We start from the raw sequence: 26,085 nt of genomic DNA, 5'->3' as shown, positions 1-26,085 counted from the left end.
GTGACTCTCTTAAGCGCCCTCGTCGGCCTCGCCCTCCTGTTGTCGGCGACGGTCGCGTTCGGCGTCTTCATCCAGTGGCGCCAGGGGCGCCCGCGCAGGCACATCGCCCACGAGGTCATCGAGCCGGCGCGCCTGGGTGCGGACTCCCTGGGAAGCACCGCGACGCTGCTCCAGTTCAGCACCGAGCTGTGCTCCCGCTGTCCCGGCGTGCACCGCACGCTCGCCGCGGTCGCCGACGGCCGGGAGGGTGTCAGCCACCTCGACATCGACCTGACGCATCGGCCCGACATCGCCAAGCACTTCCACATCCTGCAGACCCCGACCACGCTGGTCCTCGACCGCGCCGGGGTCGTGCAGACGCGTTTCGGCGGCGTGCCCAATCGCGACGTCCTGGAGCTCGAGCTCAACCGCCTGACCGGGGAGACCGCACATGTCTGATCGGACGGATGCCGCGGCACGACCGCCCTCGAAGGGCATCGACTCGCGTGGCCCTCGGTTCACGGCAGGGATCACCGCGCTGCTGCTGCTGGTGGACGTGTTCCTCGGCCTGATCACCCCGATCGGCGCGACCGTCGCGCAGCGCGCCTCGGAACCAGCCTTCCTCCTGCTGCTGGCCATCGCGCTGCTGTTCCTGTGGGGCGTGCTCTCGCCGCGCACCGCGCCGTGGGGAGTCCTGTTCCGCTCGCTCGTGCAGCCGCGCCTGAGCCCGCCGACCGACTTCGAAGACCCGCGCCCACCGCGCTTCGCCCAGGGCGTGGGCCTGTTCGTGGTGTCGATCGGGCTCGTCCTGCATCTCATCGGCGTCCCGTGGGCGCTGACGATCGCGGCCGCCGCGGCGTTCGTGGCGGCGTTCCTGAACGCGGTGTTCGGCGTGTGCCTCGGGTGCCAGCTGTACCTCCTCCTCCAGCGGGTGGGCATCGTCGGCCGCGAGCGTCCCGCCGCGGCCTGAGTCGTCCGCGATCTGCGCCGATCGGTCGCGATGCGGGTGCGCCGCGGTTAGGCTGACCGCGAGGTGCCCGGAGTGCGGGCGCACGTCGATCAGGAGGTTCCGATGACCGTCACGAGCGAAGCCACGACCGTCTGGAAGGGCGGCTTGATCGACGGTTCCGGAACGGTCGCGTTCCAGTCATCGGGTATCGGGATCTTCGACGTCAACTGGAAGGCGCGCAGCGAGGGCTCCACATCCGTGACGACCCCGGAAGAGCTGCTCGCCGCCGCGCATTCGTCCTGCTTCAGCATGGCCTTCTCCCTTGCGCTCGCCCAGAACGGCACTCCTCCGGAGTCGATCGACACGACGGTGTCGGTGACGTTCACGCCCGGCACCGGGATCACGGGCAGTCACCTCAACGTGAATGCCGTCGTCCCGGGCCTCGAGCGCGAGGACTTCGACCGGCTCGCGGCCGATGCGAAGGCGAACTGCCCGGTCTCGCAGGCCCTCGCGGGCATCGAGATCACGCTCGAGGCGACGCTTGCCTGACCCCGACGGGGACAGACGGGTCGTCGTCGCCGGGGCATCGGGCCTGATCGGCTCCGCGCTGGTCGACAGCCTGCGCGCCGACGGCGTCCGCGTGACGACGCTCGTGCGCCGCCCGGCCGAGCAGCCCGACGAGGTCGAGTGGCTGACCGGTTCCGGGCCGCTCGATCCTGCGGTGCTCGACGGAGCGGATGCTGTCGTCGGGCTCAACGGCGCGACGATCGGCCGGTTCCCGTGGACCGCCCGCTACAAGAACTCGCTGCTGTGGTCGCGCATCACGCCGACGCAGGCCATCGCGCGCGCGGTTCGCGAGCTCGGCAGCGATGCACCCGCCTTCGTGTCGGCATCCGCCGTCGGCTACTACGGGTCCGCGCCGGGGCGTGTGCTCACCGAGGAGTCGCCACGCGGGGAGACGTTCCTCGCCGACCTCTGCGGCGAGTGGGAGGCTGCAGCGCTGGCCTCGGGCGATCACGCCCGGGTCGCGATGCTGCGCACCGCGCCGATCGTGCATCCACAGGGCGTGCTCAAGCCGCTCATGCTCCTGACCCGGTTCGGCGTGAGCGGACCGATCGGGCGCGGCACCCAGAAGTGGCCGTGGATCTCGCTCGATGACGAGGTGCGCGGCATCCGCCATGTGATCGACTCGCAGATCGCCGGCCCGGTCAATCTCGTCGGACCCACCCCGGCGAGCGCGAACGACCTCGGCTTCGCGCTCGCGGTGCGGATGAACCGGCCGTTCCTGCTGCGCGCGCCGGTCTGGGCGATCAGGCTCGTGCTCGGGGCCGACGCGACCGAGGCGCTGCTCACGACCGATGCGACCGTCGCTCCCCGTGTGCTCGAGCAGTCGGGCTTCACCTTCACGCACACGACCGTCGAACAGGCCGTCGAGGCGGCCGTGCCCGCGGCCGACGCTTAGCGCGGCGGCTTCGCCGTCTCGAGCTGGATGGCGCGCCGCACCGCCGCGCGCGCCCGCCGGCGGTCGCCGGAGGCGTCATACGCGAGCCCCAGCCGGTACCACGCGCGCCAGTCGTCGGGGTGCGCCTCCACGTCGGCACGGTACGTGGGAAAGAGCGCGTCGGCGTCCTCGCGCATGACCCTGCCGCTGGGGCGCACCGAGACGGGCTCCTCCGGCAGACCTCCCTCGGCTTCCAGCCGGCGTGCAAGCCGCTCGGCGCGCACCCCGAACCACAGCTCCCTGCCCAGGGCCCACGCGGCGATGATCGGCAGGATCACGAGCGCCGCGCCCATCGCGATCCCGATCGGCTCGCCGCTCAGCAGCAGAAGCCAGGCGCGCTGGGCGACCAGGACGATGTACAGCGCGAGCAGCACCGCCATGAGGGCGACGCCGATCCGTGCGCTCATGCGCTGGTCGCGCGCGCGACCTGACCGGGGACGCCGCCTTCGTCCACGGGACGCTCCCGCGCCGGACGCGGCACGCGGATGCCGATGTCGAGGAAGCTGTCCAGACCCACGGTCACGCCGCGGGCGTCGCGCGCAGCCGCCAGCGCCACCCGGATGCCGGGCGCGTATGCCAGCGCCGGATCGACCGTGTCGTGCGTCAGGGTGAGCGCCTCCCCCGGCCCCGACAGCACGACCTCTTGGCGCGCGACCACCCCGGGCCGGCGCAGCGAGTGGATCGGCACGCTCGCGACCTGCTGACCACGGGCGCGCTGGTCCACGTGCGGCGACTCGACCGGTCCGACCTCCGCCCGTGCCGCGGCGATGAGCTCCGCGGTGCGAACGGCGGTGCCGCTGGGCGAATCGACTTTGGTCTCGCGATGCGCCTCGATGATCTCGATGGACGGGAAGAACGGCGCCGCCGCGGCTGCCAGTGCCGATCCGAGCACGGAGCCGAGCGAGAAGTTCGGGATGAACACGACGCCGGTTCCGGCGGCATCCACGAGCGGCCTGATGAGGGCGATGCGCTCGGCCGACCAGCCCGACGTGCCGACGAGGACGTTGATCCCACGCTCGATCGCGGCGCGCACCACGTCGATCGAGACGGCCGGAGTCGACGCGTCGACGACGAGGTCCGCGCCCTCGAGCTCGGAGAGGGCGGAGTGCGACGAGAGCGTCGCGACGACTTCGAAGCCGGACTCCCCGTCGATCACGTCGCGGATGATGCCGCCCAGCTTGCCTGTGCCGCCGACAATGGCCACCCGCGTCGTCATGGATCCATCGTATCGGCGGTGCGTCGCGCGGCCGGCGGTCCGCTGTCACAGGCGGTGGGCGCCGACAGCACGTGACAGTGCGACGGCACCGCTCTGACAGCGGCGATGCGGATGCTTGTCACATGACAACTTTCAATTCCGACTGGGCCGTGGAGGCCGAGGGACTCGTGAAGGTGTTCGGCAGGAACCGGGCGGTCGACGGCGTCGATCTCCGAGTCAAGACCGGCACCGTCTACGGCGTCCTCGGTCCGAACGGCGCCGGCAAGACCACCGCGATCCGCATGCTCGCGACGCTGCTGCGTCCCGACGGCGGGACAGGACGAATCTTCGGCCACGACATCATCAAGGAGCCGCAGATCGTCCGGCAGCTCATCGGCGTGACGGGGCAGTACGCGTCCGTCGACGAGAATCTGTCGGCCAACGAGAACCTCATGCTCTTCGGCCGGCTCCTCGGGCTCTCCCGCGCAGACTCGCGCCGCAAGGCCGCCGAGCTGCTCGAGCAATTCGGCCTCACCGACGCCGCCAAGCGCCCGCTGAAGAATTTCTCCGGAGGCATGCGGCGGCGCCTCGACCTTGCCGCATCCCTCATCGCGCAGCCGCCGCTCATCTTCCTCGATGAGCCGACGACGGGACTGGACCCCCGCACGCGTGGGCAGATGTGGGACACGATCCGCGAGCTCGTCGCGAGCGGGTCCACCGTGCTGCTCACGACGCAGTACCTCGACGAGGCCGACCAGCTGGCCGACCGCATCGCCGTCATCGACACCGGCAAGGTCGTCGCCGAAGGCACCGCCGACGAGCTGAAGGCGTCGATCGGAGAGTCCAGCCTCCAGCTGCGCATCACCGATATGGCGGACATCCCCGCCGCCTGCGCGGCGATCGAGCGCGTGCTCGGCGTGACCGCCGTGGTCTCGCCGGAGGCGGGCCGGCTCACCGCGCCGATGCGCGACGCCGATCGCGTGGCCGATCTGCTCCTGGAGTTCCGCAGCTCGGACATCCATCTGAGCGAGCTCAGCGTGCAGAAGCCGACGCTCGACGAGGTGTTCCTCACTCTCACCGGCCACGGCGTCGAAGAACCCGACGCGGATGCCGCGACCGAAGCCGAGCTCGAAAGGAGCCTCGCATGACCACCCTCACCATCTCGCCCGCGTCCGCACGGTCGCTCAAGAATCACGTCAGCATCGGGCAGTCGGTGCGCAATTCGCTGAGCATGGCCGCACGCGGCCTCATCAAGATGCGCCGCACGCCCGAGCAGCTGATCGACGTCACCGTGCAGCCCATCGTCTTCACCGTGATGTTCACGTACATCTTCGGCGGCGCGATCGCCGGCAGCGTGGCGGACTACCTGCCGTTCCTGCTGCCCGGCATCCTCGTGCAGACCGTCATCACGACCTCGGTCGTCACAGGGGTCCAGCTGCGCGAAGACATGGACAAGGGCGTGTTCGACCGCTTCCGTTCGCTGCCCATCGCGCGAGTGGCACCCCTGGCCGGTGCGCTCCTCGGCGACACGGTCCGCTATGCGATCGCGACGACGATCACGTTCGCGACCGGGTACATCATGGGATACCAGCCAGAGGGCGGTCTCGCCGGAGTCGTGGCGGCAGGGCTGCTCGTCATCGCGGCCTCATGGGCGATCAGCTGGATCTTCGCCTTCTTCGGCGTGATCGCGCGGTCCGCGGCATCCGTGCAGGGGATCTCGTTCCTGATCCTGTTCCCGCTCACGTTCCTGTCCAACGCGTTCGTGCCGGCGGACACCCTTCCGCCCGCACTCGAGTGGTTCGTGGGCATCAACCCGGTCTCGCACCTCGTGACGGCTGCACGTCTGCTCACGTCCGGCGCCGATGCGAGCGCCGATGTCGTCTCGACGCTGATCGGCGCACTGGTGATCGTGGCGGTCTTCGCACCGCTCACCGTCCGGGCGTACATGCGCAAGGCGTGACGCATAGGACCGAGAGGGAGTCGCCCGCCGGCGGCTCCCTCTCGTCGTGAACGGCGACTATGCCGTGGCCGGGTCCGAGAGCACGTCGAATGCTCGACCGGCGAGCGTCTCGCGGGGTAGAGCGGATGCCGCCGCCCAGGCGTCCGCGATCGCCTGTGCGCCGACGATCTGCTCGGCCTCGCTCCGGTGCGTGTCCAGATGGAGACTGCGAAGGTCCTGCCGCGCGCCGAGGACCTCTGCCAGCGCGAGGGCCTCGATCCCGCGATCCCGCGTCGACGGCTCGCTCAGCGCCCACGCCGACCACCCGGCGAGCACCGTGCCGAGCACCGGCTTGTCGATGAAGTCACTGCGGATCCGACGGGTCGCCAGTGCCCTCGACCGCAGCCTCCGCGCCCACACGGCGATGCGCTCCGGGGGCAGCGAGCCGTCGAACGTGGTGGCGGAGACGAGGCCCGCCATCGCCATCAGGTACCACGGGGAGTTGCGCTGGTCATTCGTCGCGAAGGTGTCCAGCGCATGCTCGTAGCTGCGTGCGGCCGCCGCCGTGTCGCCGTCGGCGCGGTCGACCTCGGCGAGCCCGATCCAGCCGATCGAGGCGAGCTCGAGGCCGTCGTTGGTCAGCTCGCGGATCGTGGTGAGCTGGGTGAACAGGGCGCGCGCCTCGTCGAATCTGCCGAGGCCGACGAGGTTTCCGCCGATGAACCAGCGCTGCTGATGCAGCTCCTCGTCGGCTCCGAACTCGGCGAGGCCGCGAGCGGCGCGGTCGAGCCAGTCCAGGGCCTCGGCGGGACGCGCCGATTGACTCGCCAGCTGGCCGACGGCATTCGCGGCCATCGAGGCCAGCCACAGCCGGTCCGTGCGATCCGCCAGCTCCCAGGCACGTTCGGCCGCTGCCATCGCGACCGCCGGTTCGCCTTCGTTCTCCGCGAACTGGGCCATCAGCATCTCGCCGACGAGCGCTTCCTCGAGGTCGGACGATGCCCGCAGGCGCGCGATCTCTGCGAGGGCCCGCTCGCTCGTGCCGGCGCCGGCGACATCGATGAGTGCGGCCGTCATCGTGGCCAGGTCCGTGTGCCGCCTCCGGAGGATGCGCAGGCGCGCGACGACGCGCGGTCGCGCGGAGCCCTCGCCGATCTGCATCGTGATCACAGACATGAGCAGCACGAGCGCGAGCACATCGACTGACACGTCAGCCGACGTGACGCGGTCGACGAGCGGGAGCACGATGGGCCCGAAGGTCTGGAACTCCGAGAACGCGCCCCGCATGAACCACGCCTGGCTCAGGATGGAGAACACCGCGACAGCCTCCGTGGCCTCGTCCCGCTCGACCGCGCGCCGGAGCACCGCGATGAGGTTGTCGTGCTCGGCGCGGATCTCACGGAAGACCGCGACTTCGAACACGTTCGTGACACGCTCGGCCGCGAACATCCGGGCCCACCGGAATGCGCCCGCCCACGCGGCGTCCGCGGCGCGTGCTTCGCGCAGGCGGGCCAGGCCGAATTCGCGCACGGTCTCGAGCATGCGGAATCGCACCCGACTGGTGATCGGGTCGTCCACGACGACGAGCAGGGACTGCGAGGCGAGCCGGTCGAGCGCGTCGTCGGCGTCACCGTCGCCCAGCACCGCCGCGGCCGTGGCCGCAGAGAAGCCGCCTGGCAGAATCGAGAGCCGGGCCAACGCGCTGCGGGCCTCGGCGTCGAGCAGGTCCCAGCTCCAGGCGATCACCGCCTCGAGGGTCCGATGTCGTTCGGGGGCGGTGCGATCCCCCGCTGTCAGCAGCGCGAATCGATCACGCAGGCGCGACTCGATCTGCTCCGGGGTCATGGTCCGCACGCGGGCCGCTGCCAGTTCGATGGCCAGGGGCAGTCCGTCCAGGTGCTCGCACAGCCGCGCGACGACATCGAGCGGCAGCGCTGCTGCCGGCCGTACTGCGGTCGCCCTCTCGATGAAGAGCCGGACGGCCGGTCCCGCGGCGGCCCCGGTGGCCGCGGCGGCCTCATCTGCGACGGTGGCCAGCGGCTCGAGCGGGTACACGGACTCCGCCGTGATCGCCAGTGGAGTCCGGCTCGTCGTGAGCACGCGAAGCGTCGGCGCCGACTCGAGCATGTCGGAGGTCCAGGCCGCGACGCCGTCGATGACCTGCTCGCAGTTGTCGAGCACGAGGAGCGTCTCCCGCTCGCCGAGCAGCGACACCACCCGCGCGCGGAGGTCCGGGCGCGAGCGGGCGTCGACGAATCTTCCGCCGGGGGCGGCCTCGCTGATGCCGAGTTCGGAAGCGATCGCCAGAGGCACGTCGTCGTCGGCGCGGACGCTCGCCAGCTCGACCACGATGACCGACGGGGCCGCGGACGCGGCAGCCGTCGCCTGTGCGAGCCTGGTCTTTCCGAGACCGCCCGCGCCGAGGATGGTGACGAGCCTCGCGCGGCTCAGCATGGCGGCGACAGCCGCGATGTCGGCATCCCGGCCGATGAGCTCGTTGGGGGCGGTCCGCAGGCCGATCCGCACGCGCGAGGTCGTGGGCGAGGCGTCGCCGCGCAGGAGCCGGGTGTGCAGTGCGGTCAACTCGGCTCCGGGTGAGGTGCCGAGCTCGTCGCGCAGCCGCTGCCGGACGGACGCGAACACGGCGATGGCCTCCTGGGCGCGCCCGGCGTGCGCGAGTGCGCTCATCAGCTGCATGTGCACGGCCTCGTCGAACGGGCGGGCGGCCGCGAGCAGCTGGAGTTCCGCGGCGGCCTCGGAGTGGCGACCGGACGCGATCAGAGTCTCCGCTCGAGCCCGCCGGAGCCGCTCGTGCACGCGACCGGCGAGCGTGCTGATCGACTCCGCGACCGGGGCGTCGCCCAGGTCCGCCGCGGGTTCGCCGAGCCACAGCGCCAGCGCTTCGTCGATGAGCGCAAGACGATCAGGGTGTGCGGGATCGAGCTCGTCGGCCCGCCGCGACAGGGCGTCGGCGAGGGTGAGATCGACATCGGCGGTGCCGAGCGCGTACCCCGCCGGAGAGCTCCGCACCAGCTCGGATCCGGCGACGGCGCGCAGTCGAGATACCAGCGACTGCAGCGCGGCACGCGGATTCTGCGGCGGAGAGTCGCCCCAGACGTCGTCGGCCAGCGCGGCGATCGAACGGGGCTCGCCGACCTGGGCTCCGACGGCGAGCGCCGCGATCAAGGCGCGTGTCGGTGCGCCCGGCGGGACGTGGATCCCACCATCCGACGTGCGCACGCGGACAGGGCCGAGCAGCATGACACGAGGCTGATCGGCGAGGGGCACACGGTGAGCATAGGCCAGGCCGTCATCGGCCGCGGCTACGCTGAGGGCATGGTGACCCTGCGCGACGAACACGTCGATGCACCCGTCGCGCACGAGCTCCTCGCCGAGTACTTCGCGATGCGCACCGCGACCTTCCCCGGGCACACCTATACGACGGTGTTCCCCGATCCATCGGTGTTCGAGCCGCCTGCGGGCGTCTTCGTCATCGTCCGGGACGACGAGGGCGAGAATGTCGGATGCGGCGGCATCCGTCGCATCGACGACGGTGACCACGGACCGCGATACGAGGTGAAGCACCTCTACCTCCGCCCGGAGACGCGAGGGCGCGGGTGGGGCCGACTGCTGCTGGAAGACCTGGAACGGCGCGCGATCTCACTCGGGGCAGCCGAGCTCGTGCTCGACACCCACCACACCCTGCAGGCAGCGGGCGGGCTCTACGAAGCCGCCGGGTTCGAGACGATCGACCCGTACAACGACAATCCGAACGCCACCCGCTGGTACGGAAAGCTTCTCGACTAGCCCATCGTCGCCGCGCCCGGATGCCGGACACTCCGCGTCGGCTCGGTCAGCGCACCGACCTGGCCAGATCGCGGGCCCAGCGAGTGGCACGCCGAGCCGCCGCGCGACCGCGGGCGACCGGACCCCACCGCCAGCCGTTGATGTCGCCGAATTCGACGAGTTCGGTGTCGTTCGGCTCACTCGACGACAGCAGCTCGGCGTAGTACTGGGAGCGCCGCCGTTCGTAGGGGGCGCGCACGAAGACCTCGGGGATGAACTCGTCGAGGCTGCCCGCGATCTCCAGCGTGAGCATGGTGCGCATGCACTTCCAGCATTGCGAGCAGTTCGTCGTCCGATCCGGATCGGCATCGATGCACACGTCCAGGTAGCGCGCGTACGGTCCCCCGACGAGCGCCAGCGTCCGTTCGATCCGGGACATGCCCGAGCTGGTCGATTCGACCGTCAGCGCCGGAGTCGACAGCAGCGGGAAGGTCATCGCGCCCGCCAGGCCGATGTCACCGTGCGGTGGCGGCATGCGGAGATTGCGGAACGTCCCCTCGGATGCGTGGTACGAGCGCCCGATGCCGCCTCCGAGGAGGTGCATGACGGCGGCATTGCGGAAGGTCACCGTCTGCATGAAGCCCATGCGCGGGTAGTGCTCGTCGATGTTGCTGTCGACGCGGATGAACGGCAGTCCGAGATCCGCGGCCACCGGCTGCAGCGCGTCGAATCGCTTCCGCCAGAGCGTCCGACCTCCATCGCCGTGCGCTCCGACGTTGTTGTTCAGCAGATGGGTGACCCGCAGCGCCGGTGGGACGCCGGTGGATGACGCGTACTCGGTCAGCGTCGCGAAGCTGTCGACGCCGCCGGAGAAGCCGGTCGCCACTCCCGCCGGGGCGGCACCGGCGGGGAGCGTCTCGTCGGCCGTGACGGTGATCGCGTGGTAGTTCGGGTGCACGACCCGCACGAGCGATTGGAGATCGTGATTGAGCCGGTGAAGGAGGCTGTCCGTCACCGCCCCGCCCACCCGGAGGTCGCGGCCGTACCGCATGGCGGGCAGCAGGAGCGCGACCGCGACGTGGTCGGCTCGCTCGGCGAGGAGCTCTTCGTCATCCGGAGCGACGGAGAACCACAGGGGAACGGAGTCTTCGATTTCCGCGACGACGCGCACATTCCCGTCGTCGTCGCGGTTGCGACGCGGACGCGCGCTGACCAGATCGGGCATGAGGTGATGCGGCCTTTCGGGAGTGAGCCGGCCCGTCTCGCCGGCTCAGGCAACACAGAATGCGAGAAGCGTAGCGCCGAGCCCACACCCCCGCACCTGACGCATGCTCAGCTTTGCCTCAGGTCTTTCCGGGCGCGATCGCGCGCGCTCGGCGCGATCCGCGATCGCACGAGCGCGGCGGCGCCGCACCTAGACCGGATAGACCTCGGGCAGTCCCGTCCGAAGCTCGACCGGCAGGTGCGCGAGGTCGTTGTGCGAGAGCAGCGTCCACGGTCTGCCCTGCTTCTGCGCGATCACCGTGAGTCCGCAGTGCGCCTGGTTCAGAGCCATCCAGCGCCACTCCGGCGCCTGCAGCACCTCGCGGACGAACCATCCGATCACGAAGTTGTGCGTGATCAGCAGCTCATGCACCTCGCCGCGCTTGCGGGCGAGGAATTCGCTGGCCGCATCGGCCATCTGCGCGCTGCCGGCCTCGATCTCGGCCTCGGTCACGCTCCCGAAGAACGGCTCGAACGCGGCCGGCGTCTCGGGGGTCATTCCGGTGGGAACGCAGTCGAACAGCAGCGCCGACGGCTGCGGCGACAGCGACGGCATCCGCTCGGCGACGGCCCGCGCGGTCTGGCTCGCGCGTTCGAGCGGAGAGTGCCAGACGGCGTCGAAGGGCACGCCCGACAGCCGATCCGCGAGGAACGCGGCCTGACGACGCCCTCGCGGAGACAGTGGCCCGTCGATCAGACCGTGCTCGGCGTCTTGATGTTCGCCGTGCCGCACGAGATAGATGTAGTGCGTCACGCCAGCTCACTTCGTCGGGGGATTCGCGTGCCCGGAAGCACCCGTCCAGCCTACGTCACGGCGTGCGCTCGGGCCCGGCGCCGGGCGCGTGTGCGACTACTCGGACGCGCGCGCGATGTCGGCGAGCTGGCTCCGGCTCAGACGCACGCCGATGCCCTGCACGAGCTCCTCGACATGCTGCGGAGCGTAGGCGTTCACGATCGGCGCGGTCACGAGCTTCTGCGCGAGCAGCCATGCGACGGCGACCGCGGCATCCGGCACCCCGAGGTCGGTGCCCACCGCGTCCAGTGCCCGGAGCGTCCGGCTGCCCCGCCGGTTGATGTTGGCTGCGATCTGCGCTCCGCGCACCGACAGCCCGCCGCGGAGCCTCGTGCGCTGACGGCCCGCGAGGAATCCGTGCTCGAGCGCATGCGACGGCGTGACCGCAACACCCTGCGCGCCCGCGACCAGGCGCAGGTCGGCGTCGAACTCGTGTCGGCGCAGCACGTTGAACGGGACGTCGAGCACGGTGATGCGCGGGTAGCCCGCCGATGCGTAGATGCGGGCTTCGACCAGCTGCGCGGCGGTGAAGCCCGCGGCGCCGAGCGCGCGCGCCTTGCCGGACTCGACCAGCCACTCCGCGGTGGCCAGGGTCTCCTCGAGATCGGTCGGCCCGGTGGACGCATCCAGATAGAGCACGTCGATGCGATCCGTGCGCAGGCGCGTCAGGGACGCCTCGACTGCGCGCACCAGGTTGACCGGACCCAGGCCCGGGTTGTCGGCGTGTCCGCCGATGCGGACCGCGAGCGTGACCTCGTCGCGGAGTCCCCGCGAATGCAGCCACTGCCCGATGATGTGCTCGCTGCGACCGCCCGCGAAGCTGTCGGCGGTGTGGAGCGCGTTGCCGCCTCGCTCGATGTAGGCGTCCATGATCTCGTGGCTGGATTCGAGATCGACGTTCCAGCCGAATTCTGCCCCGCCCAGGATGAGGGGGAAGATCTCCGCCCCGGTCTCGCCGAGCGGGACGCGCACGCTCTGCCCGATCGGCGGACCCTGCACCGGAATGGGTGCGGACGGATGCACGTTCCCGGGAGCGGGAGCGGCGGGCAGGCTCTCCGAGGAGACGGCCGAGCCAACGCCGAATACAGCCATGTCCCACCCCCTCACGTCGACTCCGGGTGGAGCTTCCGTGACTACGAAGTTCGCGCCCCCCGGCGCTTCCTATGAGGTTAGGCCGTTCGAGGACCGGAGCCGGTCATTCCGGCGACCAGTCGGTAAATATTACATAACGCTTAGGTCACAAAGGCGCTATGATGCCCCATTTGTCCCCTGTTCGGGGGACATATCGACGAAATGCGGATGCCCGCTCCCCCAGTCGAGGGAACGGGCATCCGTGATCAGTCGGCTCAGCCTTCGGCAGGGCCCTCCGGACCGGGGTTGGCCGCTGCGCGACCCTCCTGGTCGGCGGCCTCTTCGAGGACCGGCTCGAGCGACAGCTTGCCGCGGTCGTCGATCTTCGTGATCTTGACGAGCAGCTTCTGGCCGACGCTCAGGACGTCTTCCACGTTCTCCACGCGCTTGCCGCCGGCGAGCTTGCGGACCTCGCTGACGTGCAGCAGTCCGTCCTTGCCGGGCAGGAGCGAGATGAACGCGCCGAACGTCGCGAGCTTCACCACGGTGCCGAGGAACTGCTCGCCGACCTCCGGGTTAGTGGGGTTCGCGATCGCGTTGACCTGGGCGCGGGCGGCCTCGGCCGAGGGGCCGTCGGTCGCGCCGATGTAGACGGTGCCGTCCTCCTCGATCGAGATCTGGGCTCCCGTCTCGTCCTGGATCGCGTTGATCGTCTTGCCCTTGGGGCCGATGAGCTCGCCGATCTTGTCCACCGGGATCTGCACGCTGATCACGCGCGGGGCGGTCGGCGCCATCTCGTCCGGACCGTCGATCGCGGCGTTGAGCACACCGAGGATCGTGAGGCGGGCCTCGTGGGCCTGCTGCAGCGCGGCGGTCAGCACCGACGACGGGATGCCGTCGAGCTTCGTGTCGAGCTGGATCGCGGTGACGAACTCCGCGGTGCCTGCGACCTTGAAGTCCATGTCGCCGAGGGCGTCCTCGGCGCCGAGGATGTCGGTCAGTGCGGCGTAGCGCGTCTGCCCGTCGACCTCGTCGGAGACAAGTCCCATCGCGATGCCCGCGACGGCGGCCCGGAGGGGCACACCCGCGTTGAGCAGCGAGAGGGTCGAGGCGCATACCGAGCCCATCGACGTCGAGCCGTTGGAGCCGAGAGCCTCGGACACCTGACGGATCGCGTACGGGAACTCCTCGCGGCTTGGCAGCACCGGCACGAGGGCGCGCTCGGCCAGGAAGCCGTGCCCGATCTCGCGACGCTTCGGGCTGCCGACACGGCCGGTCTCACCGGTCGAGTACGGCGGGAAGTTGTAGTGGTGCATGTAGCGCTTGTGCGTCACCGGCGACAGCGAGTCGATCTGCTGCTCCATCTTGAGCATGTTCAGCGTGGTGACACCCAGGATCTGGGTCTCGCCGCGCTGGAAGATCGCAGAGCCGTGGACGCGCGGGATGACCTGCACCTCGGCATCCAGCGGACGGATGTCGGCCAGGCCGCGACCGTCGATGCGGACGCCCTCGGCGAGGATGCGACCGCGCACGATCTTCTTCGTGACCGACTTGTAGGCGGCCGAGAACTCGAGCGTCGCGACGGCCTGGAGCTCGCCGGACTCGACGGCTTCGAGCAGCTGGCCCTTGACCTCGTCCTTGAGCGCGTCGTCCGCGTTCTGACGCTCGACCTTGTCGGCGATCTGGTAGATCCCGACGAGGCGGTCGTACGCGCGGTGTGCGACGTAGTCGTAGGTCTCCTGGCTGTACGGCAGGAAGACCGGGAACTCCTTGATCTCCTTCGCCGCGGTGTTCGCGACGACGTTCTGCGCACCGACGAGCTGCTTGAGGAACGGCTTCGAGGCCTCGAGGCCCTCGGCGACGACCTGCTCGTTGGGCTTGACGGCCCCGCCCTTGATCAGGTTCCAGGAACCCTCGGTGGCTTCGGCCTCGACCATCATGATCGCGACATCCTCGTTGCCGTCGGCATCCGTGATGACGCGGCCGGCGACGATGAGGTCGAAGACGGCCTCCTCGAGCTGGGTGACGGTCGGGAACGCGATCCACTGGTCGGCGTGCTCGCCGTGGCCGGGGATGAGCGCGAGGCGCACGCCGGCGATCGGGCCCGAGAACGGCAGACCGGAGATCTGGGTCGACAGCGACGCCGCGTTGATCGCGAGCGCGTCGTAGAACTCGCCGGGAGCGATCGAGAGGACGGTGACGACGATCTGGACCTCGTTGCGGAGGCCGTCGACGAACGACGGACGCAGCGGACGGTCGATGAGGCGGCAGACCAGGATCGCCTCGGTGGAGGGACGGCCCTCACGACGGAAGAACGAACCGGGGATCTTGCCCGCGGCGTACGAGCGCTCTTCGACGTCGACGGTCAGCGGGAAGAAGTCGAAGCCTTCGCGAGGGTGCTTGCCGGCGCTGGTGGCCGACAGGAGCATCGTCTCCTCGTCGAGGTAGGCGGCGACCGCGCCCTGCGCCTGCTGGGCGAGGCGTCCGGTTTCGAAGCGGACGGTGCGGGTGCCGAAGCGGCCGTTGTCGAGAACGGCTTCTGCGGCGGTGATTTCAGGACCTTCCAAGAGGTCTCTCGCTTTCTGTTTTGGCGAGCGCTCCGCAACTGCGTGCGGCGGCGCCGTGCCCTTCTTTAAGCTCGCTGCACCCGTATGGCGCGCGAGCATTCGAAGGAGCAGGAACAGGCAGATTATCGGCGCGCGACAGTCCGTCGCGCTTCACCTGCGCTGGTCACCAGTAGAAGAGCACCCGGCGAATGCACGACGGGGAGTCCACCACAGGGGACCAGCTTGCTGCCGGCCTGCTCCGTGTAGCTCATGTTCAATTGAGCGGATGCCGTGAGGCAACCCGCACAAGCCTACCAGGGCTGACCGGCCCGGCCGCGGCGTCGCCCCCGGGGCCGTCAAGGGTGGCGTCCTCGTCGAGCGGATGCCTAGTGTGGGAGGCATGAGCACCGAAGACAAGCCCACCGACGAGGCGGCAGAGATGAAGCGCAAGTTCAAGGAGGCGCTCGACAAGAAGAACGCGAAGCACCGCGACGGCGAGGCGCACCTGGACGGGGACTCCCCCGTGCACGGGACGCACGGCGCCGTGCAGACCAAGCGCGAGTTCCGCCGCAAGAGCGGCTGAGAGGAGCAGTCATGGTTTTCGATCCCACGTTCCACGAGATCTCCGAAGAAGCCGACGAGCTGCCGGAGCTGGACGGATCCGACGACGACGACGTGGAGCCCCTGGGCACCGACGTCGAGGCCGACGACCTGCCGCCCGAGGGCGCGGAGTAGCCCGGACGCCACGGAGCCCGCCTGCATCGAGCAGGCGGGCTTCGTGCTGTCCGGGCGTCAGGAACGCAGGGCGACCTCGCGCTCCCGGGCGCGCTCCTCCTTCGCCTCCGCTTCGGCGATCGCGGCCTCTTCCAGACCCTGGGTGCCGACGGCATCCTTCCCGTCCGACATGCCGTCGTGGTCGTCGCCGGAGAGCGTGGTCTCGTCGAACGGCAGCTCACCGCGCAGCACCTGGCGGGCGCGGCTCGAGTCGAATTCCTTCACCCACGTGCCGATGAGGACGGTGGCCACTGCGTTTCCGGTGAAGTTCGTGATGGCGCGGCCCTCGGACATGAACCGGTCGATGCCGACGATCACTCCGACGCCGTTGACGAGGTCGGGGCGGTAGGCCTGCAGTCCGCCGGCCAGCGTCGCGAGCCCTGCCCCGGTCACTCCGGCGGCTCCCTTGGAGGCGATCACCATGAAGGCGAGGAGCCCGATCTGCTCGGGGATCGACATCGGCATGCCCATGCCCGAGGCGATGAACAGCGACGCCATCGTCAGATAGATGGCGGTGCCATCGAGGTTGAACGAGTACCCCGTGGGGACGGTGATGCCCACGACCGGCTTGGCGACCCCGAGGTGCTCCATCTTGGCGATCAGTCGCGGCAGCGCCGACTCGGACGACGAGGTGCCGACGATCAGCAGGTACTCCCGCGCCAGGTACTTCATCAGGCCGAAGATGTTGATCCGCGTGACCGCGTAGAGCAGTGTGCCGAGGATGCCGAAGATGAAGACGGCGCACGTGATGTAGAAGGCGATCATCAGGATGCCGAGACTCACGATCGCCGCGAAACCGGTTTTGCCGACGACCGCGGCGATCGCGCCGAACGCGCCGAGCGGGGCGAGCCAGAGGATCATGCCGAGGATGCGGAAGACGAGCGCCTGCAGGTGCTTCACCGCGTTCATGATGGGCTCGCCCTTGGGGCCCATCTGCTGGAGCGCGAACCCGACCAGCAGCGCGATGAACAGCACCTGCAGGACACTCTCGCCGGTGAATGCCGAGAAGAACGTCGTCGGGATGATCCCGAGGATGAACTCCTGGGTGGTCTTGGCCTCGGTCGCGGTGGCGTCGTATGTCGAGTTCGCCATGTTCAGTCCCTCGCCCGGGTGGATGAGGTTGCCCACGACCAGGCCGATCGCCAGGGCGAAGGTCGTCATGATCATGAAGTACAGGAGCGCGAGGCCACCGATCTTGCCGACCGTCGCGGCCTTGGCGATGGAGCCGACCCCGACCACGATCGTGCAGAAGATGATCGGGGCGATCATCATCTTGATGAGGGCGACGAAGCCCTTGCCGATCGGCTCGAGCGCGATTCCGACCTCGGGCCATACGAGGCCGATCGTGGCACCGAGCACCACCGCGATGATGACCGCGATGTAGAGCCACGTGTGCTTGTCCCACGCCGTCTTGCCGCGCCGCCAGTTGTAGCCGGGGAGCTTGAACGATTGTGTTCTGGGGATCTGAGCCATCTTCGCCTCCGAGTCGGATTGAAACTTCGCTGTTCTCGGGCGGCCGATCTGCCACCCCTCCTGCGATCACTCTGCGTGCGGGATGCCGGATGCGACGGGTTGTGGTCGTATTGGTCTCGACCGGATCGACGCGAGGAGGCCCATGGCTGCCGGACACGGCGCGAGCGCGGCATCCCGCGTCTTCATCGCATTCCTCGGGGCGGTCGTCGTCATCACCGCCCTGCTGGCAGTGCTGCTCGCGTTCCAGGCCCAGGCGACCGAGCGCGCAGAGGCCGAGGCGGTCACCCTCGCCGTCGCCCGCACGATCGCCGAGATGCCGGATGTCGAAGCGGCCGTCACCGGCGGCTCCGATGCCGCCGCAACGGAGATCCTCCAGCCGATCGCCGAGCAGATCATGGACCAGACGCCGATCGACTTCGTCACGATCATGACCACCGACGGCATCCGCCTGACGCACGCCGACCCCGCCGAGATCGGCAAGCCGTACCTCGGCACCATCGGGCCCGGCCTCGAGGGACGCACCCTGACGGAGGAGGCGACCGGAACCCTCGGCCCCTCGCTGCGCTCGGTCGTCCCGGTGATGTCGTCCGGCGAAGTGGTCGCGCTCGTCTCGGCCGGCATCACGCTCGGCAGCGTCGGCACCGGCGTGCTGCGGCAGCTGCCGTTCGTCGTCGCGGTCGCGGTGGCGCTCGCGGCCGTGGGACTGGCGGCGGCATGGCTCGCTGGCCGCTTCACGCGGCGCATCGCCGGTGACCTCCCGGCGAGCGCGGTGCGCGACGCGGTCTCGTCCTACGAATCGGTCCGCACGCTCGGCGAAGCGCTCCGCGCGCAGACGCATGAGCACGGCAACCGCATGCACACCGCCGTGGCGCTGCTGGAGCTCGGGCGCACCGACGAGGCGATCGGCATCCTCACCGAGACCTCCCGTCAGAGCCAGGAGCTCGTCGATCAGGTCGCCGCGCGGCGCGACGGCGACCCGACGGTCGGAGCGCTCCTGCTGGGCAAGGCCGCCCAGGCCCGCGAGCGCGGTGTGGATTGGATCGCCGAGATCGACCCGTCGGCGCCCCGGAGCGCACTGAGCCCTGTGGATGCGGTCTCGGTGGTCGGAAATCTCATCGACAACGCGATGGATGCCGCGGCGGCGGGACCCGAGCCGCGCTGGGTGAGGGTCGTGTTCGCCCCCGCTCCCGGCGGTGCGCTCGCGGTCTCCGTGTCCGATTCGGGTGCGGGGGTTGCTGCCGGGTTGGAGGAGCGCATCTTCGAGCACGGGTTCTCCACGAAACCCGCCGGCGCCGACGGTCGCGGCGTCGGGCTCGCACTCGTGCGCGCGATCGTGGAGGGGGTGGGCGGAGCCGTCGATCACTCCCCCGCGCCGACGACGTTCCAGGTCATCCTGCCCGGGAGGCGGTCATGATCCACGTGCTCCTGGTCGACGACGACGCGCTCACACTCGAGCTGCACCGCACGTACCTCGAGCGCCTGGAGGGCTTCCAGGTCGTCGCGGAGTGCACGGGAGCACGAGCCGCGGTGTCCGCGATCCTCGGGCAGCCGCCTGCTGAGGGCATCGACCTGGTCCTGCTCGATATGACGATGCCCGACGGCACGGGCCTGGATGTCCTGAGGCACGTGCGGGCGCGGGCGGCCGACGTCGACGTGATCGCCGTGACCGGAGTCCGCGACGCCGAGATCGTGCGCCAGATGGTCGGGCTCGGCGTGGCCCAGTACCTCGTCAAGCCGTTTCCCTTCGCGGTGTTCCGCGACCGGCTCGAGCAGTACCGCACGTACCGGGATCGCGCCCGCGAGACATCGGGGCCCGCCACGCAGGCCGAGATCGATGCGATGCTCGGCGCACTGCGCCCGAGCGCGCCGGTGCCTCTGCCCAAGGGACTCTCCGCCGAGACCCTCGAGCGGGTCACGGCCGGCGTGCGGGAGAGCACGGCGCTGTCCGCCGCGGAGGCGGCCGCGGCGCTCGGCATGTCGCGGGTGGCCGCTCGGCGCTACCTGGAGCATCTGGCCGACGCGGGGCGGGTCATCCGCTCGCCGCGGTACGGCACCCCGGGGCGCCCCGAGACCGAATACCGCTGGCAGCCGTGACGGCTCAGTGCGCGGGGGCGACCGGGCGCGTCATCCCGCCGCTGTCGATCAGGACGTAGTCATCGTGCTTGGCGGTGCGACCGTCACCGGCACGCCGGCCCTGCGCGCGCCGCCAGATCCACGGCAGCACATCTCGGCGCAGCCATCCGGACTCCGTGACATCGTCGTCGTCCGAGTGCAGGGCGGCATCGAGCCCCTCCAGAGCCTCCGCGTCGGGGACGCCCAGCGCATCGGCCGCGCGATACGCGAGGAACCGGTGCCCTCGGGAGCGCAGATGCACCCGGTCCGACCCCCACATCCCGAGATCGCCGATGGCCGGGAGCGCCTCGAGGTCGAGGAGCCGGGCACCGGTCCGATCGGCGACGCGTCGAAGCTCCGAGTTGAAGGCGGCGAAGCGCGGGGCGAAGAGCCGCGCAGCGCGGCGGCGCGGGAGGAAGGGCGTCACCAGCAGCACGTCGCTGCCTGTTTCGCGCAGGCGCCGCACCGCGCCCTCCAGCTCCCGGGCGAGCGCTCGGGGCTCCGGCCTGCGGCCGACCAGGTCGTTCGCGCCGATGAACACCGAGACGAGGTCCGGACGCAGCGCGAGGGCCTGGGGCAGCTGATCGGCGATCACGTCGCGGATGCGCTTGCTGCGCACCGCGAGGTTGGCGTAGCGGAACGGGTCCGCCCCGTCACCGCCGACGTGGGCCAGCAGCTGCGCGAGCCGGTCGGCCCATCCGCGGTACCGGCCGGCCGGCATCCGGGACGAGTCGCACAGCCCTTCGGTCAGCGAGTCGCCGAGTGCGACGTACCGACGCCAGTGCCGGGGGGCGGGGCCGGATTCGATCGCGGGCGCCGAGGGCCGGGTGGCTCCTCGAGCGAGCAGGGCGTCGTCGATGGGCCGCAGCACCCGCGCATCCTCGTAGTGCGCGACCAGCTGGGCGCCGATCGACTCCCACGTGCGATCGCGGACCGACTCGCGTGCCGCGCGCGCGAACGCGTGCCGCTTCGCATCATCGCCGATCAGATCCGCGACCCGCGCGCGAAGATCCGGCAGATCGCCGGGACGATACAGCCATCCATCGACGCTGCTGCGAACGAGGTCGACCGGGCCGCCCACGCCGGTCGCGACGACGGGGACGCCGCTCGCAAGCGCTTCCTGGATCGTCTGGCCGAAGGTCTCGCTCTCGCCGGGGTGGACGAACACGTCGAAGCTCGCCATCGCCTCGACGAGTTCGCGGCCCTCGAGATGACCCGTGAACACCGCGCCCGGCAGCATGCGCTGCAGAGCCGGCCGCGCGGGTCCGTCCCCCACGATCACGAGCCGTACTCCTCGGAGGTCCTGCAGGGCGCGGAGATCCTCGACCTGCTTCTCGGGTGCCAGACGACCCACGTACCCCACGACGATCTCCCCTGGTGCGACGCGGGTGCGCCACGCGTCGCTGCGTCGGTCGGGGTGGAAGCGAGCCGCGTCGACGCCACGTCCCCACCACCGGAGCCGATCGACGCCGAATGACTCGAGCTGCTGCAGGGCCGCGGTGGAGGGCGCCAGGGTCAGCGTGGCGCGACGGTGGAGGCGGGTCGTGTGGGACGCCGCGAATGCCGCGCCGCCCGGCACGCCGTACTTCTCCGCGTACGCCACCACATCCGTCTGGTACACCGCGACAGTGGGGATGCGCAGCGCGTCCGCAGCCGCCACTCCTTGCCATCCGAGCACGAACGGCGACGCGAGATGCACGACGTCGGGTGCGAAGTCGTGCAGCAGGGCGGTGAGCCTGGCGGTCCGCGCGAAGACCACGCGGACCTGCGGGTAGGACGGCAGCGGAACAGACCTGAGCAGCGCGGTGCGCGCTCCGTGCAGGTCTGCCGTCACCTCGCCCGAGCGCGGGGCGATCACGAGCGTCTCGTGGCCGGAGCGTTCGAGGTGGCGGAGCACGTGCAGGACGGATCCCGTCACGCCGTTCATGTGCGGGAGGAAGGATTCTGCGAGCAGGGCGACTCTCACACCTCCAGGGTGCCGCCGGCCGATTGCCCGGATCGCGCAATCCGGCCGCGGTCGCCGAGAGTTCACCGGATGCACCGCACGACGTCACCGGTCGTGTTCCGTTTCGTCGTCGTTCACCCTCGCCTGTTACCCAGGCCGGGTGGCGGATGATCTTCTCGCGCAGCTCGGGGCAGGTCCGTGGGCGCTGCCGCTGCTGTTCCTGCTGGTGGTCGGCGACGCGTTCCTGGTCGTCGTTCCGGGCGAGGTCGCGGTCACCGCGTTCGGCGCGCTCGCCGTTTCGACCGGCAGCCCGCCGATCGCGTTCGTCGTGGTGGTCGCGGCCGCAGCCGCATTCGTCGGCGATGCGCTCTGCTTCCTCATCGGCCGCGCGGCCGGACTGCAGCGGTGGCGATGGATGCGGCGTCCTCGCGCGCGGGCGATGTTCGCGTGGGCGGGCGTGCGATTGAGCCGGAGCACGGCGGCGATCGTGTTCACCGCGCGATTCATCCCCTTCGCCAGGCTCGCGGTGAACCTCACCGCCGGTGCGTCCCGCGTCCCTGCGCCTCGCTATCTCGCGATCGTCGCCGCCGCGGGTCTCGGCTGGGCCGCCTACCAGGCGTTCGCGGGCGTGGCGATCGGGTGGATCCTGCCCGGGAGCACGATCACGGCGGTGCTGGTCTCCATCGGCGTCGCGGTCGCCCTCGGCGTCGCCGTCGATGCGGTGCTGGCCCGTCGAGAGGCACGCGATGATGGGACGATGACGACCGCGGCGGAAGACACGGGCTATCGAGACGGATTCCTCGGAATCCGTCTCGGGATGCCGGGGCCGCTCGGCGACCCGGACGTCGTCGAACTCTCGTACCCGCGGTTCTCGGTGATCCTCGACACGCAGAGGCGACTGGCGGCCGTGACCGGCGTCAACATCGACGGAAGCACGCTGCACGACCTTCCCCGCACCGGAGACTGGGACCTCGATCCCCGCGTTCCCGCGTCCGAGCAGGCAGGACCGGCCGTGTACGCCGACAACGACCTGGATCGCGGGCACCTCGTGCGTCGTCGCGATCCCGGATGGGGCACCACCGCCGAGGCACGCGCCGCCACGGAAGCGACATTCGTCTACACGAACGCCGCACCGCAGGCATCCGTCTTCAACCAGTCCAAGGAGTTGTGGGTGGGTCTCGAAGACCACGTGCTCCAGTTCGCGGATTCCACCGATCAGCGTGTGTCGGTGTTCACGGCACCGGTGCTCGAAGAGGGGGACCCGCCCTATCGCGGCATCCGCGTCCCCCGCCGATTCTGGAAGGTCGCCGCATGGGCCGAAGCCGCCGATGGCGGTGCGAGCGTGCTGGCAGCGGCCGGATTCGTGCTGGATCAGACCGAGCTGATCGATCTCGGTCCATCCGCTCTGAGCGTCGCCCGACTCGGCTCGTTCCGCACCTTCCAGGTGCCGATCGCCGACATCGCCGAACTCGCGTCGATCGACTTCGGCGCGCTGGTGGCGGCCGACGTGATGCCGGTAACCGCAGCCCGCACGAGCGAGTGGACCGAGCTGACTCGTGCGTCCGACATCCGCCTCTAGCGCGTGAGGACGGGGTAGGGCTGCTCCGCGAGTCGGTGCTGGAACTCGAGGATCGCGGCATTGCGCACGACGCCGTCGCTGACTTCGATCGCGCGTGAGATCGTGTCGCTGGCGGCCCAGGCATCGGGGCCTGCGAGCACGGTCGGCAGGAAGCCGAGCAGCGCCTCGCTGATCTCCCAGCTCGCCGAGTTCCAGAGGTAGGACGGGCTGTGATCGACGGCGTAGTAGTTGATGCTGCCGCCGACCGTGAACATCGGGTCGACGAAGCTCGTGGGCCGCGCCCATTCGAAGGCCATGCCCTCGTCGCACGACACGTCGACGATCAGGCTGCCCGGGCGGAACGCCGCGAGATCCGCCGTCTTCAGGTACAGGAGCGGTCGATTCGGATCCTGCAGCGTGCAGTTCACGACGATGTCGCTCTCGGCGAGGAAGGGCGCCAGCGGCACCCGACCGTCATCCGTGATGACCTCGCTCAGATACGGACCGTCGTCGTGATCGAACTGGATCATCTGCGCGGCGTGGATCGGCGCCGCCACCGATGCAGTGCGGCGATTGGTCAGCACGCGGACATCGTGGACCCCGTGCGCGCGCAGAGCGGTGACCGCCCCACGGGCGGTGGCGCCGAACCCGATCACGACGGCCGTCAGCCGCCGGCCGTAGTCGCCGGTGGAGCCGCACAGCTGCAGGGCATGCAGCACCGAGCAGTAACCCGCGATCTCGTTGTTCATATGGAACACGTGCAGACCGAAGGTGCCGTCGCTGCCCCAGTGGTTCATCGCTTCGAACGCGATCACGGTGAGGCGCTTGTCGAGGGCGATCTGGGTCATCGCTTCGTCCTGCACGAGGTGCGGCCACCCCCACAGCACCTGCCCGTCGCGCATCTCCCGGAGGTCTTCGTGCTGCGGTTTGGGCAGCAGGAGGACGTCGGCAGCCGCGATCAGCTCTGCACGGTCCAGGATGCCGCCGACCAGAGGTCGCAGCTCGTCATCCGACACCCCGAACCGGTCGCCGTACCCGGTCTCGAGGAGCACGCTCGAGCGCAGCTCGTCGGGGATCCGGTCCAGATGGCCGGGGTGCAGCGGAACGCGCCGCTCGTCCGGCTTGCGCGAGGCGCCCACGACGCCCAGGACCAGTGGTGTGCGCGCGGTCATGGTCGTCTTCTTCCCTTTGCGGGGGCCGAACCGACTCCGTGACCTCGACGCTACCAGGGCCTGGTCGCGCCTACTCCCCCGCGAGTCCGCCGAGCAGGTGCCCGAACGAGCGCCCCTCGCCCAGGTAGTTCGCCGGGTCGTACGGGTCGGTCTCGACCGCGGGCGAGCGACGTGCGATCGCTTCGGCGAGCTCGCGGGCACCCCGTTCGACGCGCTCCCCGAGCGGTGCGACCTGATCTCCCGACGCGCCCCAATCGCTGGACGCCGCGAACACGCCGGTCGAGACGGGCTCGGCGTGCAGGTAGGTGAACAGCGGGCGGATCGCGTAGTCGATGGCCAGCGAGTGGCGGGCCGTCCCGGCGTTCGCGCCGATGAGCACCGGCTTCCCGGTCAGCGCGTCGGGATCGAGGATGTCGATGAACGACTTGAACAGGCCCGAGTAGCTCGTCGAGAAGATCGGCGTGACGGCGATGACGGCATCCGCCGACACCACGGTGTTGATCATCGTCTCCAGCGCGGGAGGCGCGAACCCGGTCAGCAGGTTGTTCGTGATGTCGTGCGCGTAGTCGCGCAGTTCGAACACGTCGACCTCGGCTCCGATCGCCTCCCCGGTCTCGGCCAGGGCGCGGACGGTGGCACTGGCCAGCCGGTCGGCGAGCAGTCTGGTCGAGGACGGGTTCGACAGGCCGGCCGAGATGACGGCGATGCGTCGCGCGGTCATCTCAGGCTCCCGTCCGGGTGGCTGCGGCGCCGAAGGACGAGCCGGCCGCGACGGCGGTTTCGCGGTACGGCGTGCCGCCGGTCAGGTTGTCGCCGCGGTTCGCGTTCGGGATCTTCTCCTGCGGACCCTGATCGCCGTACTTGGCGGCTACGAGCGATGCGTGGGTCGGAGCGTCGGGCACGTCGGCCGGGCGATCCTTCGCGAGCTCCCTGCGAAGCACCGGCACGACCTCGCCGCCCAGGATGTCGAGCTGCTCGAGCACGGTCTTCAGCGGGAGTCCGGCGTGGTCCATCAGGAAGAGCTGGCGCTGGTAGTCGCCGAACAGATCGCGCATCCCGGCGTAGCGGTCGATGACCTGCTGCGGAGAGCCCACCGTGAGCGGCGTCATCTCGGTGAAGTCGTCCATCGACGGTCCGTGGCCGTAGACCGGGGCGTTGTCGAAGTACGGACGGAACTCGCGGACGGCGTCCTGCGAGTTGGCGCGCATGAACACCTGTCCGCCGAGCCCGACGATCGCCTGCTCGGGAGTGCCGTGCCCGTAGTGCGCGAACCGCTGACGGTAGAGGGTGATGAGCCGCTGATAGTGCTCGGACGGCCAGAAGATGTTGTTCGCGAAGAAGCCGTCGCCGTAGTAGGCGGCCTGCTCGGCGACCTCGGGCGTACGGATCGATCCGTGCCACACGAACGGAGGCACGTCATCGAGCGGACGCGGAGTCGAGGTGAAGCCCTGCAGCGGGGTGCGGAACTTGCCCTCCCAATCGACGACGTCCTCTCGCCACAGCTTGTGCAGCAGCGCGTAGTTCTCGATCGCGAGCGGCAGCCCCTGGCGGATGTCCTGCCCGAACCAGGGGTAGACCGGGCCGGTGTTGCCGCGGCCGAGCATGAGGTCGGTGCGACCGCCCGAGACGTGCTGGAGCATCGCGAAGTCCTCCGCGATCTTCACCGGGTCGTTCGTGGTGATCAGGGTCGTGGCGGTCGAGAGCACGAGGCGCTCGGTCTGAGCGGCGATGTACGCGAGGGTCGTGGTGGGCGAAGACGACCAGAACGGCGGGTTGTGGTGCTCTCCCAGGGCGAAGACGTCGAGTCCGACCTCTTCGGCGTGCTTGGCGACAGCGATCGTGTTGCGGATCTTCTCCGCTTCACTGGGCGTGCGGCCTGTGGTCGGGTCTTCGGTGATGTCGCTCACCGTGAAGATGCCGAACTGCATGGCCGCCGCCTTCGACGCTGTGGTGGTGTCGTTCACGATCGCTCTCCGATTCGGGATGCCGCGGCATCCGGTTCTATTCAGATGAATGTATCTGGTAGAAC

Annotated in this window: 24 protein-coding genes; 12 read left to right on the top strand and 12 right to left on the bottom strand. The window is 70.0% G+C overall.

Going from position 1 to position 26,085, the window contains the following annotated elements:
* The 4 genes from BM349_RS07375 (at nucleotide 1) to BM349_RS07360 (ending at nucleotide 2,390) form a co-directional block, all read left to right on the top strand.
* Entirely contained in the window at nucleotides 1–438 is a 438-nt protein-coding gene (locus BM349_RS07375) for a TlpA family protein disulfide reductase (RefSeq protein WP_091705659.1), read from the top strand.
* Nucleotides 431–949, top strand: coding sequence for a DUF4395 domain-containing protein (locus tag BM349_RS07370; protein WP_091705656.1), 519 nt, complete (start codon nucleotides 431–433; stop codon nucleotides 947–949). Before BM349_RS07375 ends, BM349_RS07370 begins: the two co-directional genes overlap by 8 nt.
* Before the next feature lie 102 nt (nucleotides 950–1,051).
* A complete protein-coding gene (locus BM349_RS07365) occupies nucleotides 1,052–1,477 on the top strand; it encodes an OsmC family peroxiredoxin (RefSeq protein WP_091707185.1) in 426 nt (141 codons plus the stop codon).
* Nucleotides 1,470–2,390, top strand: coding sequence for a TIGR01777 family oxidoreductase (locus BM349_RS07360; protein WP_254773782.1), 921 nt, complete (start codon nucleotides 1,470–1,472; stop codon nucleotides 2,388–2,390). Before BM349_RS07365 ends, BM349_RS07360 begins: the two co-directional genes overlap by 8 nt.
* Here the strand turns inward: BM349_RS07360 and BM349_RS07355 are convergent.
* Complete coding sequence (locus tag BM349_RS07355; protein WP_091705651.1) at nucleotides 2,387–2,836, bottom strand: hypothetical protein; 450 nt, start codon at nucleotides 2,834–2,836, stop codon at nucleotides 2,387–2,389. The two genes, BM349_RS07360 and BM349_RS07355, sit on opposite strands and share 4 nt — an antisense overlap.
* Nucleotides 2,833–3,645, bottom strand: a complete 813-nt coding sequence (dapB, locus tag BM349_RS07350) for a 4-hydroxy-tetrahydrodipicolinate reductase (RefSeq protein ID WP_091705649.1) — start codon at nucleotides 3,643–3,645, stop codon at nucleotides 2,833–2,835. Before dapB ends, BM349_RS07355 begins: the two co-directional genes overlap by 4 nt.
* Before the next feature lie 122 nt (nucleotides 3,646–3,767).
* On the opposite strand from dapB, the gene BM349_RS07345 reads away from it, so the two are divergent.
* Together BM349_RS07345 and BM349_RS07340 are read left to right on the top strand one after the other, a co-directional pair.
* A complete protein-coding gene (locus BM349_RS07345; RefSeq protein WP_091705647.1) occupies nucleotides 3,768–4,772 on the top strand; it encodes an ATP-binding cassette domain-containing protein in 1,005 nt (334 codons plus the stop codon).
* Nucleotides 4,769–5,584, top strand: coding sequence for an ABC transporter permease (locus tag BM349_RS07340; RefSeq protein ID WP_091705645.1), 816 nt, complete (start codon nucleotides 4,769–4,771; stop codon nucleotides 5,582–5,584). The genes BM349_RS07345 and BM349_RS07340 overlap by 4 nt, the downstream gene beginning before the upstream one ends.
* A gap of 57 nt (nucleotides 5,585–5,641) precedes the next feature.
* Here BM349_RS07340 and BM349_RS07335 read toward each other — a convergent pair whose 3' ends face one another.
* Nucleotides 5,642–8,851 (bottom strand): ATP-binding protein, encoded by a 3,210-nt coding sequence (locus BM349_RS07335; protein ID WP_139230895.1) that lies wholly within the window; start codon nucleotides 8,849–8,851, stop codon nucleotides 5,642–5,644.
* A 3-nt stretch (nucleotides 8,852–8,854) separates the two neighbouring features.
* Between BM349_RS07335 and BM349_RS07330 the strand changes: the two genes are divergently transcribed.
* Nucleotides 8,855–9,370, top strand: coding sequence for a GNAT family N-acetyltransferase (locus BM349_RS07330; protein WP_368086667.1), 516 nt, complete (start codon nucleotides 8,855–8,857; stop codon nucleotides 9,368–9,370).
* Nucleotides 9,371–9,416: 46 nt separating this feature from the next.
* Here BM349_RS07330 and BM349_RS07325 read toward each other — a convergent pair whose 3' ends face one another.
* The 4 genes from BM349_RS07325 to BM349_RS07310 all read right to left on the bottom strand — a co-directional run bounded on the left by BM349_RS07325 (nucleotide 9,417) and on the right by BM349_RS07310 (nucleotide 15,043).
* Nucleotides 9,417–10,574, bottom strand: coding sequence for a hypothetical protein (locus BM349_RS07325; protein WP_091705639.1), 1,158 nt, complete (start codon nucleotides 10,572–10,574; stop codon nucleotides 9,417–9,419).
* A gap of 189 nt (nucleotides 10,575–10,763) precedes the next feature.
* Nucleotides 10,764–11,366: a histidine phosphatase family protein gene (locus BM349_RS07320; protein ID WP_091705637.1), complete on the bottom strand. Its 603-nt coding sequence runs from the start codon at nucleotides 11,364–11,366 to the stop codon at nucleotides 10,764–10,766.
* A gap of 96 nt (nucleotides 11,367–11,462) precedes the next feature.
* On the bottom strand, nucleotides 11,463–12,497 hold the full coding sequence (locus tag BM349_RS07315) for an aldo/keto reductase (RefSeq protein WP_091705634.1): 1,035 nt from the start codon (nucleotides 12,495–12,497) through the stop codon (nucleotides 11,463–11,465).
* Between the two features lie 254 nt (nucleotides 12,498–12,751).
* Nucleotides 12,752–15,043, bottom strand: a complete 2,292-nt coding sequence (locus BM349_RS07310; RefSeq protein ID WP_091705632.1) for a polyribonucleotide nucleotidyltransferase — start codon at nucleotides 15,041–15,043, stop codon at nucleotides 12,752–12,754.
* A gap of 379 nt (nucleotides 15,044–15,422) precedes the next feature.
* Here BM349_RS07310 and BM349_RS07305 point away from each other — a divergent pair, with 379 nt between their 5' ends.
* Nucleotides 15,423–15,605, top strand: a complete 183-nt coding sequence (locus BM349_RS07305; RefSeq protein ID WP_091705630.1) for a DUF5302 domain-containing protein — start codon at nucleotides 15,423–15,425, stop codon at nucleotides 15,603–15,605.
* Nucleotides 15,606–15,616: 11 nt separating this feature from the next.
* Nucleotides 15,617–15,757: a hypothetical protein gene (locus tag BM349_RS18730; protein WP_175525236.1), complete on the top strand. Its 141-nt coding sequence runs from the start codon at nucleotides 15,617–15,619 to the stop codon at nucleotides 15,755–15,757.
* Between the two features lie 57 nt (nucleotides 15,758–15,814).
* Here the strand turns inward: BM349_RS18730 and BM349_RS07300 are convergent, their stop codons facing one another.
* Nucleotides 15,815–17,260, bottom strand: a complete 1,446-nt coding sequence (locus BM349_RS07300) for a cation:dicarboxylate symporter family transporter (RefSeq protein WP_091707183.1) — start codon at nucleotides 17,258–17,260, stop codon at nucleotides 15,815–15,817.
* Nucleotides 17,261–17,411: 151 nt separating this feature from the next.
* On the opposite strand from BM349_RS07300, the gene BM349_RS07295 reads away from it, so the two are divergent.
* Together BM349_RS07295 and BM349_RS07290 are read left to right on the top strand one after the other, a co-directional pair.
* Complete coding sequence (locus tag BM349_RS07295) at nucleotides 17,412–18,683, top strand: ATP-binding protein (protein ID WP_091705628.1); 1,272 nt, start codon at nucleotides 17,412–17,414, stop codon at nucleotides 18,681–18,683.
* Nucleotides 18,680–19,363 (top strand): response regulator, encoded by a 684-nt coding sequence (locus BM349_RS07290; RefSeq protein WP_091705626.1) that lies wholly within the window; start codon nucleotides 18,680–18,682, stop codon nucleotides 19,361–19,363. The genes BM349_RS07295 and BM349_RS07290 overlap by 4 nt, the downstream gene beginning before the upstream one ends.
* 4 nt (nucleotides 19,364–19,367) lie before the next feature.
* Here BM349_RS07290 and BM349_RS07285 read toward each other — a convergent pair whose 3' ends face one another.
* Nucleotides 19,368–21,347 (bottom strand): GDSL-type esterase/lipase family protein, encoded by a 1,980-nt coding sequence (locus tag BM349_RS07285; RefSeq protein ID WP_091705624.1) that lies wholly within the window; start codon nucleotides 21,345–21,347, stop codon nucleotides 19,368–19,370.
* Nucleotides 21,348–21,486: 139 nt separating this feature from the next.
* Between BM349_RS07285 and BM349_RS19085 the strand changes: the two genes are divergently transcribed.
* Nucleotides 21,487–22,905 carry a DNA/RNA non-specific endonuclease gene (locus BM349_RS19085; protein ID WP_368086666.1) on the top strand — a complete coding sequence of 473 codons (1,419 nt, stop codon included), beginning with the start codon at nucleotides 21,487–21,489 and terminating at the stop codon, nucleotides 22,903–22,905.
* Here BM349_RS19085 and BM349_RS07270 read toward each other — a convergent pair.
* The 3 genes from BM349_RS07270 to BM349_RS07260 all read right to left on the bottom strand — a co-directional run bounded on the left by BM349_RS07270 (nucleotide 22,902) and on the right by BM349_RS07260 (nucleotide 25,984).
* Nucleotides 22,902–24,056, bottom strand: a complete 1,155-nt coding sequence (locus tag BM349_RS07270; protein ID WP_091705621.1) for a N(5)-(carboxyethyl)ornithine synthase — start codon at nucleotides 24,054–24,056, stop codon at nucleotides 22,902–22,904. The genes BM349_RS19085 and BM349_RS07270 overlap by 4 nt on opposite strands.
* A gap of 70 nt (nucleotides 24,057–24,126) precedes the next feature.
* On the bottom strand, nucleotides 24,127–24,777 hold the full coding sequence (locus tag BM349_RS07265; protein WP_091705619.1) for an FMN reductase: 651 nt from the start codon (nucleotides 24,775–24,777) through the stop codon (nucleotides 24,127–24,129).
* A gap of 1 nt (nucleotide 24,778) precedes the next feature.
* The gene (locus tag BM349_RS07260; protein WP_091707181.1) at nucleotides 24,779–25,984 is read right to left on the bottom strand and encodes an LLM class flavin-dependent oxidoreductase; all 1,206 of its coding nucleotides are present in this window, start codon (nucleotides 25,982–25,984) and stop codon (nucleotides 24,779–24,781) included.
* Nucleotides 25,985–26,085 lie beyond the last annotated feature (101 nt).

Origin of the sequence: Microbacterium sp. cf046 (assembly GCF_900114345.1) — a bacterium.
Lineage (GTDB): Bacteria > Actinomycetota > Actinomycetes > Actinomycetales > Microbacteriaceae > Microbacterium.
The sequence above is the reverse complement of the archived record's forward strand: the minus strand, read 5'-3'. Positions and strand labels throughout refer to the sequence as shown.

Excerpts from the sequence above, each read along its gene's own strand:
- BM349_RS07295 (WP_091705628.1), top strand. The coding sequence starts at position 17,412 with ATGGCTGCCGGACACGGCGCGAGCGCGGCATCCCGCGTCTTCATCGCA.
- BM349_RS07305 (WP_091705630.1), top strand. The coding sequence starts at position 15,423 with ATGAGCACCGAAGACAAGCCCACCGACGAGGCGGCAGAGATGAAGCGC.
- BM349_RS07260 (WP_091707181.1), bottom strand. The coding sequence starts at position 25,984 with ATGCAGTTCGGCATCTTCACGGTGAGCGACATCACCGAAGACCCGACC.
- BM349_RS07345 (WP_091705647.1), top strand. The coding sequence starts at position 3,768 with ATGACAACTTTCAATTCCGACTGGGCCGTGGAGGCCGAGGGACTCGTG.
- dapB (WP_091705649.1), bottom strand. The coding sequence starts at position 3,645 with ATGACGACGCGGGTGGCCATTGTCGGCGGCACAGGCAAGCTGGGCGGC.
- BM349_RS07270 (WP_091705621.1), bottom strand. The coding sequence starts at position 24,056 with ATGACCGCGCGCACACCACTGGTCCTGGGCGTCGTGGGCGCCTCGCGC.
- BM349_RS07265 (WP_091705619.1), bottom strand. The coding sequence starts at position 24,777 with ATGACCGCGCGACGCATCGCCGTCATCTCGGCCGGCCTGTCGAACCCG.
- BM349_RS18730 (WP_175525236.1), top strand. The coding sequence starts at position 15,617 with ATGGTTTTCGATCCCACGTTCCACGAGATCTCCGAAGAAGCCGACGAG.
- BM349_RS07325 (WP_091705639.1), bottom strand. The coding sequence starts at position 10,574 with ATGCCCGATCTGGTCAGCGCGCGTCCGCGTCGCAACCGCGACGACGAC.
- BM349_RS07315 (WP_091705634.1), bottom strand. The coding sequence starts at position 12,497 with ATGGCTGTATTCGGCGTTGGCTCGGCCGTCTCCTCGGAGAGCCTGCCC.
- BM349_RS07340 (WP_091705645.1), top strand. The coding sequence starts at position 4,769 with ATGACCACCCTCACCATCTCGCCCGCGTCCGCACGGTCGCTCAAGAAT.
- BM349_RS07290 (WP_091705626.1), top strand. The coding sequence starts at position 18,680 with ATGATCCACGTGCTCCTGGTCGACGACGACGCGCTCACACTCGAGCTG.
- BM349_RS07355 (WP_091705651.1), bottom strand. The coding sequence starts at position 2,836 with ATGAGCGCACGGATCGGCGTCGCCCTCATGGCGGTGCTGCTCGCGCTG.
- BM349_RS07370 (WP_091705656.1), top strand. The coding sequence starts at position 431 with ATGTCTGATCGGACGGATGCCGCGGCACGACCGCCCTCGAAGGGCATC.
- BM349_RS07365 (WP_091707185.1), top strand. The coding sequence starts at position 1,052 with ATGACCGTCACGAGCGAAGCCACGACCGTCTGGAAGGGCGGCTTGATC.